General features: G+C 63.7%; 13 protein-coding genes. 6 read left to right on the top strand and 7 right to left on the bottom strand.

Annotated features, from left to right (window positions below):
• Positions 1-19: 19 nt before the first annotated feature.
• The gene (locus tag YUO_RS0139085) at positions 20-325 is read right to left on the bottom strand and encodes a hypothetical protein (protein ID WP_028351971.1); all 306 of its coding nucleotides are present in this window, start codon (positions 323-325) and stop codon (positions 20-22) included.
• A gap of 471 nt (positions 326-796) precedes the next feature.
• Here YUO_RS0139085 and YUO_RS43510 point away from each other — a divergent pair, with 471 nt between their 5' ends.
• The gene (locus tag YUO_RS43510) at positions 797-1,066 is read left to right on the top strand and encodes a hypothetical protein (RefSeq protein WP_035728636.1); all 270 of its coding nucleotides are present in this window, start codon (positions 797-799) and stop codon (positions 1,064-1,066) included.
• A 51-nt stretch (positions 1,067-1,117) separates the two neighbouring features.
• Here YUO_RS43510 and YUO_RS43505 read toward each other — a convergent pair whose 3' ends face one another.
• The gene (locus tag YUO_RS43505) at positions 1,118-1,678 is read right to left on the bottom strand and encodes a hypothetical protein (protein ID WP_051379896.1); all 561 of its coding nucleotides are present in this window, start codon (positions 1,676-1,678) and stop codon (positions 1,118-1,120) included.
• A 95-nt stretch (positions 1,679-1,773) separates the two neighbouring features.
• Positions 1,774-2,238, bottom strand: coding sequence for an Lrp/AsnC family transcriptional regulator (locus tag YUO_RS0139065; protein WP_028351969.1), 465 nt, complete (start codon positions 2,236-2,238; stop codon positions 1,774-1,776).
• Between the two features lie 159 nt (positions 2,239-2,397).
• On the opposite strand from YUO_RS0139065, the gene YUO_RS0139060 reads away from it, so the two are divergent.
• Entirely contained in the window at positions 2,398-3,411 is a 1,014-nt protein-coding gene (locus YUO_RS0139060) for a 1-aminocyclopropane-1-carboxylate deaminase (RefSeq protein WP_028351968.1), read from the top strand.
• Between the two features lie 21 nt (positions 3,412-3,432).
• Here the strand turns inward: YUO_RS0139060 and recQ are convergent, their stop codons facing one another.
• Entirely contained in the window at positions 3,433-5,295 is a 1,863-nt protein-coding gene (gene recQ, locus YUO_RS0139055) for a DNA helicase RecQ (RefSeq protein ID WP_028351967.1), read from the bottom strand.
• A 234-nt stretch (positions 5,296-5,529) separates the two neighbouring features.
• Here recQ and YUO_RS0139050 point away from each other — a divergent pair, with 234 nt between their 5' ends.
• From YUO_RS0139050 to YUO_RS0139040, 3 genes are read left to right on the top strand one after another with little or no spacing between them, the layout of a single operon-like run.
• Positions 5,530-6,879, top strand: a complete 1,350-nt coding sequence (locus YUO_RS0139050; protein WP_028351966.1) for a cytochrome c — start codon at positions 5,530-5,532, stop codon at positions 6,877-6,879.
• A complete protein-coding gene (locus YUO_RS0139045) occupies positions 6,876-7,373 on the top strand; it encodes a (2Fe-2S)-binding protein (protein WP_028351965.1) in 498 nt (165 codons plus the stop codon). The genes YUO_RS0139050 and YUO_RS0139045 overlap by 4 nt, the downstream gene beginning before the upstream one ends.
• Positions 7,370-9,598, top strand: a complete 2,229-nt coding sequence (locus tag YUO_RS0139040) for a xanthine dehydrogenase family protein molybdopterin-binding subunit (RefSeq protein WP_028351964.1) — start codon at positions 7,370-7,372, stop codon at positions 9,596-9,598. The genes YUO_RS0139045 and YUO_RS0139040 overlap by 4 nt, the downstream gene beginning before the upstream one ends.
• Positions 9,599-9,604: 6 nt before the next feature.
• Here YUO_RS0139040 and YUO_RS0139035 read toward each other — a convergent pair whose 3' ends face one another.
• From YUO_RS0139035 to YUO_RS0139025, 3 genes are all read right to left on the bottom strand, one after another.
• Positions 9,605-10,981: a vWA domain-containing protein gene (locus YUO_RS0139035; RefSeq protein ID WP_028351963.1), complete on the bottom strand. Its 1,377-nt coding sequence runs from the start codon at positions 10,979-10,981 to the stop codon at positions 9,605-9,607.
• 7 nt (positions 10,982-10,988) lie between these two features.
• Positions 10,989-11,936: an AAA family ATPase gene (locus YUO_RS0139030; RefSeq protein ID WP_028351962.1), complete on the bottom strand. Its 948-nt coding sequence runs from the start codon at positions 11,934-11,936 to the stop codon at positions 10,989-10,991.
• A 172-nt stretch (positions 11,937-12,108) separates the two neighbouring features.
• Positions 12,109-12,744 (bottom strand): HAD-IA family hydrolase, encoded by a 636-nt coding sequence (locus YUO_RS0139025; RefSeq protein ID WP_028351961.1) that lies wholly within the window; start codon positions 12,742-12,744, stop codon positions 12,109-12,111.
• Between the two features lie 126 nt (positions 12,745-12,870).
• Here YUO_RS0139025 and YUO_RS0139020 point away from each other — a divergent pair, with 126 nt between their 5' ends.
• Positions 12,871-13,614: a S1 family peptidase gene (locus YUO_RS0139020; RefSeq protein WP_430649598.1), complete on the top strand. Its 744-nt coding sequence runs from the start codon at positions 12,871-12,873 to the stop codon at positions 13,612-13,614.
• Positions 13,615-13,637: the final 23 nt, after the last annotated feature.

Genomic DNA, 13,637 nt, shown 5'->3' with positions numbered 1-13,637 from the left:
AATTGCGCCTCCAGTCCCTTCAACGCCTACCGCGAATTGCGGCCGCGGTCTGGGCGTTCCAGGCGCTCCAGCTCACACTGGCGAGGCTTCGCTGGTCGGTCGCAAGCGGCCGCCGGGTCTGCCGCTCATAAGCGGCGATGATGTGCTGCGACTGCCGTATTTTCTGCTCGAGCTCGGCAATGGTCTTCTGGGTCTTGCCAGTCCTGCTCGACTGTGCGGACTCGCCAACCGTGAACCTGGCGGTCTCGATGCCCCTCAATGTCTCGCGAAGCTTCTTGAGCTGGGCGCGGTGCCACGCAATGGCGCTGTCACTATCTACCGGCATGCAAACCCTCCTGATTCGTGGCCGAATCTAGCACGCATGAGGCAAGTTGGGCCAAGGGGGCCCCGGGGCTGGGGCATCGGGCCCACCGATTTCGCATGGCGGGAGGCGGCCGCTTCCCGATTTCGACCCCTTTTTTGCCATCGAAGCGACCGCGGGCGAGCCTTCTAACAACAAACTTGCATGGCGATCTGTGGTCAGCGCGGTCCCTCTTATCGTCCAGGCGGCAGAATGCCGGCCCGGCGCAATGGAGCGTGCGATGAGCGAAGTTGAGTTCGATCGAATTGTCGATGCCGTGCGGAAGGAAATCGCGTTGGCACCGCCGGCGAATTCGTTGACGGGGTTGCGGGCCTCCGAGGTGCGAGCGAAGACCATGGGCGACAAGTCAGCGTCCCGGCGCCACGCTTCGTTCGCTAGGATTCGCCGCGTCGGAGAGGGGCGGAAGCGATACAGGTGACGCGTATAGGAGACCTCATGGAGCGATCGGTGTTTGAAGTCGTGAAGGCGCCGCTGGGCTGGTCGGTGTTTGCCGACAACGTCAAGATTGGCGGCGTCTACGATTCGCGGGGCGCCGCCCTCGAGGCCGCCGTGCTGGCCGCCTCCTATACCGTCAGCGACGGCGGTGGCGTTCAGATCAACGTGCCCGGCGCGGAGGAAGAAAAGCCGAGATGGGCGGTCGCGTTTGACATCGCAGCCGCCATTCTGCCGACGCGGAGCGGGCGCGAGCGACGCGGCGCACGGTAAAGCCGGCGCAGTCGCGAGCCATGCGTAGATCGACACTAGCCGCCGGCGGCTTCACTTTACATCGTCGAACGGCGACACCGCGGGACGGCCAATGCGCGTCCGCTTGATGCGGCGCACTGCCATCGGCGCGCCGTCGGACTGATACTGCAACTCGTATGCCTTGCCGTTCTTGTCTCTCGCGGTGCAGGAAATGCTGGAGACTTCGAGCGTCACGAAGTTTCCGACCTGCTTGCAGAGGCCGGCCGTCAATTCGACCGATGGTATCGGCAGTCCGTCGGCCTTCGGCCTGTCCTTGGATTTCAGCAGCATTCGGTCAATCGGCAGTTCGTACAGATTGGCCTCCGGCCTTCGCCCGTTGTCACCGGAGAACGTGATGGTGTGACTGCCGTCGCTGGGATCGTCGAGCGCTACGGTAAAATTGGCGCGGCCTTCCTCGGTCTGGAAGAACGCCACGGCCCGGCAGGCAAAGTCCCGCCCGGCAACCTTCAGCGTGCTGCACTTGCCGGACATCAGCGCGAAGATGATGGTATCGGGCTCGTCGGAGGCGAGCGCCGGCGCTGTCGTGAGAAGGATGGCAAGGGCGAAAGCCCGACGGCCAGGGCGCGTGGTCATGTTCGGTTGATACGACATCGGGCGCCGTGTTGGCCAGACCGGCGGGGGGCGACAATCGGAAGAGGATAGCGCCGGTTTTGTGATACCTCAGGCCATCAGAAGTCGAGCGGCGCGTTGTCGACTACCTCCTTCATGACGAAGAAGGTCCGGGTCTGGCGAACGCCCGGCAGCGCGATCAACTGTTCGCCGTGGATGCGGTTGAAATCCTCCATGTCGCCGACGCGGATCTTGAGGAAATAGTCGAAATCGCCCGCCACCAGGTGGCAATCGAGCACGAATTTGAGTTGCGCGATCGCCCGCTCGAAGGCGGCAAAGCTTTCCGGCGTGGAGCGGTCGAGCACGACACCGACCATGACGAGCGCGCCCTTGCCGACCTTGCGCGGCGCCACCATCGCCCTGACCCCTGCTATGAATCCCTCGTCGAACAGGCGCTGGGTGCGGCGGTGACAGGTTGCGGCACTGACACCGGCCGTTTCGGCCAGCTCTGCATTGGTCAGCCGGCCGCTATTTTGCAACAAACGCAATATCTTAAGGTCGATACGATCGAGCCTGCCGGGCATGAAAGAATGTTCCGCTCCTATGCCACCTAATGGTCGATAATGCACCGCGCCGCGGGAGTAGTGCAATAATAGCGCTAGCTCCGTGGGAATTTTGAAAGCACCTATCTGACGTGCGGTGATAGGCATTGCCCCGACATCAGACCATCAACGGGGACGACCATGTTGAAGAAATTCGAACGCTATCCGCTCACTTTCGGGCCTACCTACATCGAAAAGCTGGAGCGGCTGTCGCAGCATCTCGGCGGCAAGGTCGAACTCTACGCCAAGCGCGAGGACTGCAATTCGGGGCTCGCCTTCGGCGGCAACAAGCTGCGCAAGCTCGAATACATCGTGCCCGACGCGATCGCTTCCAACGCAGACACGCTGGTCTCGATCGGCGGCGTGCAGTCCAACCACACCCGCATGGTTGCGGCGGTGGCGGCCAAGATCGGCATGAAGTGCCGCCTGGTGCAGGAAAGCTGGGTGCCGCATGAGGACCCGGTCTACGACCGCGTCGGCAACATCCTGCTCAGCCGTGTGATGGGCGCGGACGTGCGGCTGGTGGATGAAGGTTTCGACATCGGCATCCGCCAGAGCTGGGAAGAGGCGATTGCGGATGTGAAGGCCAAGGGCGGCAAGCCCTATGCAATTCCCGCCGGCGCCTCCGTGCACAAATATGGCGGGCTCGGCTATGTCGGGTTTGCGGAAGAAGTCCGCGCGCAGGAGAAGGAGCTAGGGTTTTCCTTCGATTACATCGTGGTCTGCACGGTCACCGGCTCGACCCATGCCGGCATGCTGGTGGGATTTGCCAAGGACGGCCGCGCGCGCAAGGTGATCGGCATCGATGCATCCTTCACCCCGGCCCAGACCAAGGCCCAGGTGTTCGACATCGCGCGCAATACCGCAAGTCTCGTCGAGCTGGGTAGGGAGATCGTCGAGGACGACGTCGTCCTGGTCGAGGATTACGCCCATCCGGCTTACGGTGTTCCGTCAGAAGAGACCAAGGAGGCCATCCGGCTCTGCGCGCGGCTCGAAGGCATGATCACCGATCCCGTCTACGAGGGAAAATCCATGCAGGGCATGATCGACCTCGTGAACAAGGGCTATTTCCCGAAGGGATCGAAGGTGCTCTACGCCCATCTCGGCGGCGCGCCCGCGATCAACGGATACGCTTACACCTTCCGTAACGGATGAGGGGGTGAGCCCGAACCTAAACTAGGCATCTGCCGAGCGCACCACCGCGAGCAGTTCGTCGCCGTAGTGTTCGAGCTTCTTGTCGCCGATGCCGGGAATGTCGCGAAGCGCGTTCAGCGTCGCCGGCCGCGCGGCGGCGATGCCGTCGAGCGTGGAATCATGCAGCACGACATAGGCCGGCACGCCTCGCTGGCGCGCGATCTCCGAGCGCCATGCGCGAAGCGCGGCCTGAAGCGGGGCGTCGGCCGGCCTCGCCTCGATGCGTGGCGCCAGATCGCCACGCCTTGATTTGGCGCGGCTTGCGCGAATGCGCGTGCCCGGCGCTGCCTCGCGCAGCATGATTTCGGTCTCGCCCCTCAGAACGCTGCGCGCGCTCTCGGTCAGCTTCAGCGCGTTGAAGGCCTCGCTGTCCGCTCGCAGATGGCCCATCGCTACCAATTGCCGGATCACGGCACGCCATTGCTTCTCGTTGAGTTCACGGCCGATGCCGAACACCGACAGCTTGTCGTGGCCGAACTGCGTGATCTTCTCGGTTAGCCGGCCGACCAGCACGTCGATCAGATGCGTGGCGCCGAAACGTTGTCCGGTGCGGTAGGCGCAGGACAACAGTTTTTGCGCGGCAACTTTGCCGTCGCGAAGCTGCGGCGGCGACAGGCAGTTGTCGCAATTGCCGCAATTGCTGGAGGTCGCCTCCTCGCCGAAATAGCCGAGCAGGCGGCTGCGCCGGCAGCCCGCGGTTTCCGCCAGCGCCACCAGTGCGTCGAGCTTGCCGATTGAGACGCGCTTGAACGTATCGGAGCCGGCGGATTCGTCGATCATGCGGCGCTGCTGCACGATGTCGGTCAGGCCATAGGCCATCCAGGCGCTGGACGGCTTGCCGTCGCGCCCGGCGCGGCCGGTTTCCTGATAGTAGGCCTCGATGCTTTTCGGCAGATCGAGATGCGCCACGAAGCGCACGTCGGGCTTGTCGATCCCCATGCCGAACGCGATGGTGGCGACGATCACGACGCCATCCTCGTTGATGAAACGGTCCTGGTTGCGGGCGCGGACCCTGGCGTCGAGACCGGCGTGATAGGGCAGGGCCGGAATGCCGGCGTTGCTCAGCGCTTCGGCGGTATCCTCGACCTTGGCGCGCGACAGGCAGTACACGATACCGGCGTCACCTGCGTGCCGCTCGCTGATGAAGGCCTTGAGCTGGGCCGGGGCGTTCTGCTTCTCGACGATCTCGTAGCGAATATTCGGGCGATCGAAACTCGAGATGAAGCTCGGTGCGCCTGATAGTCCCAGCCGGCTCACGATCTCTTTGCGTGTCATCTCGTCGGCGGTTGCCGTCAGCGCAATGCGCGGCACGTCGGGAAAGCGCTCGGCGATCGCGGACAGGCCGATATATTCGGGACGGAAATCGTGCCCCCATTGCGACACGCAATGCGCCTCGTCGATTGCAAACAGCGCGATGTTGGCTTGGCCAAGCAGGGAAAGGCAGCGCGGCGTCAGGAGCCGTTCCGGCGCGACATAGATCAGGTCGAGGTCGCCGGCCAATAGCCGCCGCTCGACCTCCGACGCCTCGTCGAATGACAGCGTCGAGTTCAGCACGGCCGCGTTGACGCCGGCCTCCAGAAGTCCCGCGACCTGGTCGCGCATCAGCGCGATCAGCGGTGACACCACGATGCCGCAGCCCTCGCGCAGCAGCGACGGCAACTGGTAGCACAGCGACTTGCCTCCTCCGGTCGGCATCAGCACCAGGCAATTGCCGCCCTCGGTCACGTGCCGAATGATTTCTTCCTGCGCGCCGCGGAAGGCGGGCAGGCCGAACACGGAATTCAGGACGGACAGCGCATCGGGGGCATTGCCGGGTTCAGCGTACCGGGCTGCGGGGGCAGGCATGGGAGTGAGGTCGTCCGGTTGAAGGCGTATAGCGCGAGGCTTTGGGGCAGATACCGCAGAATTGAGGGATCAATAGGCCAAAAACTTCGTGGCAAGTCTATGCCTGATTTTGATGTTCCCGCGGCGTGTTTCGACATTGGGGGTCAACTGCCGGTGATCGGCGCGTCCGGAGGCGAACGGCGGAGGGAGATTTGTGTTAGAAGGCAACCCAACAACAAAACCCGAGGCGAGAGTATGCGGGCGTCGACGCGGATCATCGCGGGCATCGTTGCCGTCGTGCTGATCGCTGCTGCAGTCGCGGCCTTTGCCATTGCATGGCGCCCGGCAATCGCGGCAATCGATCCTCCCGACCCGCAATCATTCGATACCGCCCTCGTCAAGCGAGGCCGCGACCTGGCGGCGATCGGCAATTGCAGCGATTGTCATACGCCGCGTGGGGCCAAGAACTTTGCAGGCGGTCTGCCGGTGCCGACCCCGTTCGGCACAATCTTTTCCACCAACATCACGCCGGATCCGGAGACGGGAATCGGCCGATGGTCGGAAGCGGCATTCCGCCGCGCGATGCGGTCCGGCGTCAACCGTGAAGGCCAGCACCTTTATCCGACATTCCCATACGACCACTTCACCAACGTCAGCGATGAGGACGACCGGGCGCTCTATGCCTTCTTGATGACGCGGCAGCCGGTCCGCGCAGCGGCACGCGAAAACCAGCTTTCTTTCCCGTTCAACCAGCGGCTCGCCATCACGGGATGGAAATTGCTTTTCCTTCGCCACGACACCTATCGGCCCGATCCCAAACAAAGCGCCGAGTGGAACCGGGGCGCCTATCTGGTCGAAGGGCTCGCGCATTGCGGCGCCTGCCATACGCCGCGAAATGCGCTGGGCGCGGAGCGCGTCAGCGCGCGGTTTGCCGGCGGCGATGTCGACGACTGGCACGCCTATGCGATCAATGACCAGTCCCGCTCACCCGTGCCCTGGACCGCTGATGCATTGTTCGCCTATTTGCGCGAAGGCTGGCATCCCGACCACGGCACCGCGCGCGGGCCGATGGCGAAGGTGGTCAGCAACCTGTCCTCGGTGCCGGCAAGCGACGTCCGCGCCATCGCGGTCTATATGGCCAGCGTTTCCGGTACGACGCCTGGCCGCGCGGGACCAAGCGAGGATGCCTTGACGCGCGCCAGGACCGCTTCGCAGACAAACTCCGTCGGCGCGTCGATCTACACTGCCGCCTGCGCATCGTGCCATGAGGGCGGCAGGCCGCTTCCTTATGGCGGGGTCGATCTCGGCCTCAGCACCGCGATCTCAAGCCCCGATCCGCGCAATCTCGCCAACGTCGTCCTTTCAGGCATTGACGCGGTGGAAGGCGAGCGCAGCCCGATCATGCCGGGCTTTGCCGCCAGCATGAACGATGATCAGGCTTCGGCCTTGCTCAACTATTTGCGGGCACGGTTCAGCGACCAGCCGGCATGGGCCGACCTCAAGAAGACCATCGCGGACGCGCGCCGCACCCAGACTGTATTTCTGCAGACCTCGCCCGCGCCGCGCAACGCGCCTGCCGACCCTCAGCAGCGAGAAAAGCCATGATGACATTGAAGGTCAACGGCCGTGAGCATCAGGTCGACGCGGAGGCGGATACGCCGCTGCTCTACGTGCTGCGTGACGACCTCAAGCTCAATGCCGCCAAGTACGGCTGCGGGTTGGGACAATGCGGCTCGTGCACGGTAATCGTGGACGGCAAGGCGGTGCTGTCCTGCGTCATGCCGATGGTGCTGCTCGAAGGCAAGCAGGTGACGACGCTGGAGGGGCTCGGCACGATCGCCGAGCCCGCGCCGATCCAGCGGGCGTTCATGGAAGAGCAGGCGGCGCAATGCGGCTATTGCATTCCGGGAATGATGATGCGGGCGCAGGCCTTGCTGCAGAAGAATTCGAAACCGACCGACGAGCAAATTCGCGCCGAGCTCGAACCGCATCTGTGCCGCTGCGGCACCCATATGCGGATTCTGCGTGCAGTGCATCGCGCGGCGCGGCTGATGGACACGGCGGATGCGTTACCAGCAGCAAACGGGAGCGCCCGATGAACGCCCCGCTCATCATCGATCGCCGTCGCGTGCTGGCAGGCGGCGGCGCGCTGATCGTCAGCTTCTCGCTCGGCAGCGGCTTGGCGCAGCAACAAGACGCGCCCGCGGCTTCCGCACCGAGCCCGCCCGGCAGCTTGAAAGCATCGCCCTACCTCGACGCGTGGATCCGTATCGATGCCAATGGCGTCGAGGTGTTCACCGGCAAGGCCGAACTCGGCCAGGGCTTCAAGACGGCGTTTCAGCAGATCGCGGCCGAGGAGCTCGATATCGCCTTTGAATCTCTCAAGGTGACGACGGCGGACACGCGCCTGACCGCAAACGAAGGCTATACGGCCGGCAGCAATTCGATGAAAGACAGCGGCACCGCGATCCAGAACGCGGCAGCGCAGGTCCGCGCGCTGCTGATCGCGGAAGCGGCGAGGCGTCTTGATCTGCCGGCCGAGAGCCTGCGCACGGCAGACGGCGCGGTGATCGCGCCGGATGGCAAGCGCCTGTCGTATGGTGAACTCGTCGCAGGCGAGATGTTACATGTTCAGGCGCAGCCGACGTCCAAACTGAAGGACCCCGCGACGTTCAAGGTGATCGGCCGGCCTGTGCCGCGCGTCGACATCCCCGCAAAAGTGACCGGCGGAGAGGCCTATGTTCAAGACATGCGGCTGCCCGGGATGCTGCATGCCCGCGTCGTGCGGCCGCCGAGCTACGGCGCGGAACTGACCGAATGCGATACCGCCGCCGTCGAGAAACTGCCCGGCGTCGTTAAGGTCGTGCGTGACGGCAATTTCCTGGCCGTGGTCGCCGAAAAGGAATTCCAGTCGATCAAGGCGATGAACGCGCTTGCCGCTGCCGCCAAATGGAAGGAAACCGCAAGCCTGCCGAAGCAGGATGATCTGCTTAACGTGTTGACCAGCCTGCCTTCGCAGGACACGACGATCTTCGAGCGCAGCAATGCCGCGGTCGCGGCCCACAAGACCATCGAGGCGACTTACACGCGGCCCTATCAGGCGCACGGATCGATTGGGCCGTCCTGCGCGGTGGCACAATTCGTCGATGGTGCGATAACGGTGTGGACGCATACGCAAGGCGTCTATCCCGATCGCCAGGGCATCGCCGAAATGCTGCGTTTGCCGCCGGCCAGCGTTCGCCTGATCCATGTCGAAGGCTCCGGCTGCTATGGCCACAACGGCGCCGACGATGCCGCAGCCGACGCTGCGTTGATCGCCCGTGCGTTACCCGGCCGGCCCGTTCGCGTGCACTGGACGCGCGAACAGGAACATGCCTGGGAGCCGTTCGGCCCGGCGATGGTGACGAAGCTCAAGGCCTCACTCGACGACAATGGCAGGATTGCCGACTGGAATTTCGATGTCTGGAGCAATACGCATTCGATGCGGCCGGGCGGCGCCGGGTCGATGCTGGCGGCGCAGCACATGGCGCAACCCTTTGCCGTGCCGGCTCCGAGGCCGTTGCCGCTGCCGGAAGGCGGCGGCGACCGCAACGCAATCCCGTTCTACAATTTCCCCAATGCGCGTGTGGTGCATCACTTCATTGCCGCGATGCCTTTGCGGATTTCAGCGATGCGCGCGCTCGGCGCCTACCATAATGTGTTCTCGATCGAGAGCTTTATCGATGAGCTTGCCATTCTCGCCGGCGCCGATCCGGTCGAGTTCAGATTGAAACATCTCGACGATCAGCGCGGCCGCGACGTGATCGAAAAGGCCGCGCAAGCCTTCGGATGGAAGCCTGATCAAAAACGGCCGCCGGATCGCGGTTACGGCTTTGCCTTTGCGCGTTACAAGAATCTGGCCGCCTATTGCGCCGTCGCTTCCGAAGTGGAGGTGAACCGCGAGACCGGTCGCCCGCGCCTGATCCGTGCGGCGGCGGCGGTCGATAGCGGCCAGGTGGTCAATCCGGACGGGCTGATCAACCAGATCGAGGGCGCAATCGTGCAGTCGATGAGCTGGACGCTGTATGAAAGCGTAACGTTTGACGACACTAGGATTACCAGCATCGACTGGCAGACCTATCCGATCCTGCGTTTCAATTCAGTGCCAGAAAGCATCGACATTCACATCATCGACCGGCCGGGGCAGCCGTTCCTCGGCAGCGGCGAAACCGGGCAGGGCCCGGCGGCGGCCTCGATTGCCAACGCCATCGCCAGCGCCACGGGAAAGCGACTGCGGAATTTGCCGCTGACGCGCAAGCGCATCAAGGAAGCGATCGATGCGTGAAGGCGGTTACTGATAGCTCGCCACGATGTCGGACACCGCGCGTTCGAGTTGCTTGGCGGTCGCGCATTGGCGGACGACGGTGCAGAAGGTCGAATAGCGCGGCATTTCGGAATCGCCCCAGCCCCAGGCCATGCGTCCCTCGGGATTGAGCCAGACCAGTCGCTTCGACCGTTCGGCAATTCGACGAAGAATATCCGCGCGCGGATCGAGATTATTGCTGCGGGCATCGCCGAGCACGATCACGGTGGTTTGCGGCGTGATCGCGCTCATCCACTCATCCTCAAAGTCAGCAAGCGAACTGCCGTAGTCGGAGGAGCCGAAACCTACCTTGGACATGATCTCGGCCATCGCTTCTTCCGGCGGTTTGGATTCCAGGATGTCGCTGACTTCGATGAGGTGTCCTGAAAACGCGAACGAGCGGACGTCGTCCACGACCTCGTGCAGGCTGTGGATCAGCAGCAGGAAGAAATCCGAAACCCGCGCCACGGAGCCCGAGACGTCGCACAATGCCACGATCTTCGGCTTGTCGCGATGCCGCCGCTTCCACGCGGTGAGGAAGGGCACACCGCCCCAGGCGGCGTTGCGGCGGATGGTGCGGCGGACGTCGAGATGGCCACGGCGTTGGCGCTTACGCGGCTTGGAATAGCGCTCCCGCAGGCGGCGCGCGATCTGGCGGATCAGATGCCGCATCTGCTCGACCTGCCGCGGCTCGATCCGCGACAGCGGGGCATTGCGCAAAATTTCGTTGCGCAAGTTTTCCGCTTCCTCGCGGCCGTACAGCATCAGCGCCTGCGAGACGGTGTCGCGCACCGTGCCGCGCAGGCCATCCAGCGCGTTGGTCAGCCGCTCCGCCAGCGCCGGGTTGGTCGCCGCGAGATGATCGAGATCGTCGCGCAGGCGCTGGATGCCCATCTGGTCGAGGATGCGGCCCGAGAAGATGCCGCGCTGCGTGAAGTAGCGGATGTCGGACAGCGAGGCCGCGCTTGCCGCGTTGGCAATCGCAGCCGAAATCTGGTTGCGATCCTGCGCCAGCAACATTTGCGCGAGTTCGCCAAGCCCTTCGGCTTGCTCGTCCCCGTCGCTTGTCTCGCTTGGTGAATCGGATGCCGCGTTGGATCCGTCCGCATCCTGCTCGTTCGGCTTGCCATCTTCGGGCGGCGATTGCGGCTCGGGCTGGTCGAAGAACAGGTCGAAGCAATCGCCGAGCGCCTTCTTCTCATCCTGCGTCTTGGCGAGCGTCAGCAGAAACGTGTCGCGCAGGATGGTGCGGTCGGTAAAGCCGACCTTGGAGACGGCCCGCATTGCGTCGATGCTTTCCGCCGGCGAGAGCCTGACGCCTGCGCCCCGCGCCGCACGAAAGAAGCGATGCAGGTTCTCGCGCATTCGCGCCTCACCCGAAGACGTTTTGACGCGAGGCCTTGGCGATGAAGGTAGAGACCTGCGGCATGGTCGCCTCGATATCCGCCTCGTATTTCAGGAGAACGTTGAGCGTGTCCTTGACCATCTCGTGGCCAAGCTCGGGCGCCTGCAGCAGCACCAGCACGCGCGCCCAGTCGATGGTTTCGCTCACCGATGGCAGTTTCTTCAGGTCGAGCGTGCGCACCTCGTGGATGAAGCTCACCATCTGCCGGCGCAGCGTCTGCGAAATGCCGGGCACCCGGCTTTCGACAATCCGCTCTTCCAGCTTTTGTTCGGGGAAGCCGATATGCAGATGCAGACAGCGCCGCTTCAGCGCGTCGCCAAGATCGCGCTCGCTGTTCGAAGTCAGGATCACGGTCGGAGGCGCGACCGCGATCACCGTCCCGAGTTCCGGAATCGTGACCTGGAAATCGCTGAGGATTTCCAGCAGCAGCGATTCGAATTCGGCATCGGATTTATCGATCTCGTCGATCAGCAATACGCAGCCCGCGGGCTGCTCCAGCGCCTGCAACAACGGCCGCGGTTCGACGAACTCCTTGGAGAAGAACACGTCGCCGAAATCGTGAAGCTGGTTCAGCGCCGCTTCCAGCGTCGGCGCGCCGCCGAGCACTTCGCCGAGCTTGTCCTTCAGGATCTGCGTGTACAGAAGCTGCTTGGCGTATTTCCACTCGTAGAGCGCCTTGGCCTCGTCGAGCCCCTCATAGCATTGCAGGCGGATCATCTTCATGCCGCGCCAGGCGGCGATCGCTTTGGCCAGTTCGGTCTTGCCGACGCCGGCCGGACCTTCGACCAGAATGGGCTTTTCGATCTGCTGCGCCAGATAGACCGCGGTCGCGATCTGGCGGCTCGCAATATAGCCTTGCGCCGCAAGACCGCTTTCCACTGCCTCGATCGAGGCCGAAGGCCTGATATCAGCCACCGGGTTTCAACTCCGAACTGGATAGATTTCAGAGTGTTCTGCCTGCGTTCCAGGCAAAGGACAAGCGTCGAATAGCGTTTTCGAGCGAAGTGGATCCCGGTTCGCGTGAAGAAAACGCGTCAAAAGGAAACTTCTTGCTCATGGACGGCTGCAGTTTTCCGGTATTTTCCGCCTAGCGCAATGCCAGCCCGGTGGCAGCCTCGAGCTCCGTGATCGCCTGCGCCGCACTGACCACCTTGATCGTGGTCATGCCCATCTCGCGCGCCGGCTTCAGATTGACGCCGAGGTCGTCGAGATAGACGCATTTCTTGGGATCGACCTTCAGCGTCTCAACCATCATCCGGTAGATGCGCGGGTCGGGTTTGCGGAGACCGATCTTCGCGGATTCGATGACGTGGTCGAACAGTGCCATCACTTCGGCGACATAGAGCGTGCGGCCGCTGTGGCTGCCGATGGCGTTGGCGGGCAGGTTGTTGGTGATGCAGCCAGTCTTGAACCTTGCCTTGATGCGCTTCAGTGCCTCGACCATCTCGGGCCGCAGATCGCCGGACAGTAGCGGCAGCACGTCCTTGCCGCGAACCGCCGCGCCCAGCGCCAGCGATTCGGCGGCAAACAATTCGTCGAAGGCTTCGATATCGACCTCGGCGCGTTCGAATTTTGCCCAGGCATTTTCCAAATGATTGGCGGCGTTGGTGCGCCGGATGATGTCAGCCGGCAGCCCGCGCTCGGTCTCGAACCGCGTGAACGCCTCGAATGGCGAGGTGGTGAGCACCCCGCCAAAATCCCAGATCACTGCCTCGATCATCATGTCCTGCCGGAAGTAACGCTCCGGGGAGCGGCTAACACGGATTGACTGCCCGAACCAGCCCGATCGCCGCGCTTGGCGATGCGCGCCGCACAAGCTATTGCTGCGCCGATGAAGATACTGCCTCGAATGACTGCCGGCCTGGTGCTGCTGCTCTCCGTTCCCGCCCATGCCATCGTCGGCGGTGGTGCGCCGTCCACCGAAGGTGTGGCCCGCTCCATCATCACCATCGTCGGATCGCGCGGTAATTTCTGCACCGGGGCCTTGATTGCGCCAAGGCTGGTGTTGACGGCGGCGCACTGCGTGCAGCCCGGCGCGGAATACAAGATCGTCGAATATGGTGCAGACAGGCAACCCTCGCTGCAGGACGTGAAGAGCATCGCCATTCATCCTGGCTTCAATATGCAGGCGATATCAAGACATCGTGCGACGGCGGATGTCGCGTTGCTGCAACTGGCGGCGCCGCCCAAGGGAAAGACGACGGCCGCGCTCGGATTGCCTGATATCCCGATCAACGTCGGCAGCCGTTTTACGATCGCGGGCATCGGCGTCACTGTCCGCGGCGACGGCAAGAGCGGCGGCACCATCCGCCTCGCCAGCCTGGTCGCGACCGGCCGGCCGGGAACGCTGCAGATCCGGCTGGTCGATCCGGTGGGGCAGGGCACGCGTGACGGGCTCGGCGCTTGCACGGGAGATTCCGGCGCGCCGGTGTTCGAGGACAAGCCAAGCGGTCTCGTCATTGTCGGCGTGGTGAGCTGGTCGACCGGGCCGAACGGCAGCGCAGGCTGCGGCGGCATGACCGGCGTCACGCCGCTGACGCTGTATCGGGACTGGATAGTGCAATCCGCGCAGAAGTGGGGCGCCGGGTTGTAGCTTGTTCGGTGCCGTAGGGTGGG

Origin of the sequence: Bradyrhizobium murdochi, assembly GCF_000472965.1 — a bacterium.
GTDB classification, from domain to species: domain Bacteria; phylum Pseudomonadota; class Alphaproteobacteria; order Rhizobiales; family Xanthobacteraceae; genus Bradyrhizobium; species Bradyrhizobium murdochi.
This window is presented reverse-complemented; position numbering and strand designations above follow the sequence as displayed.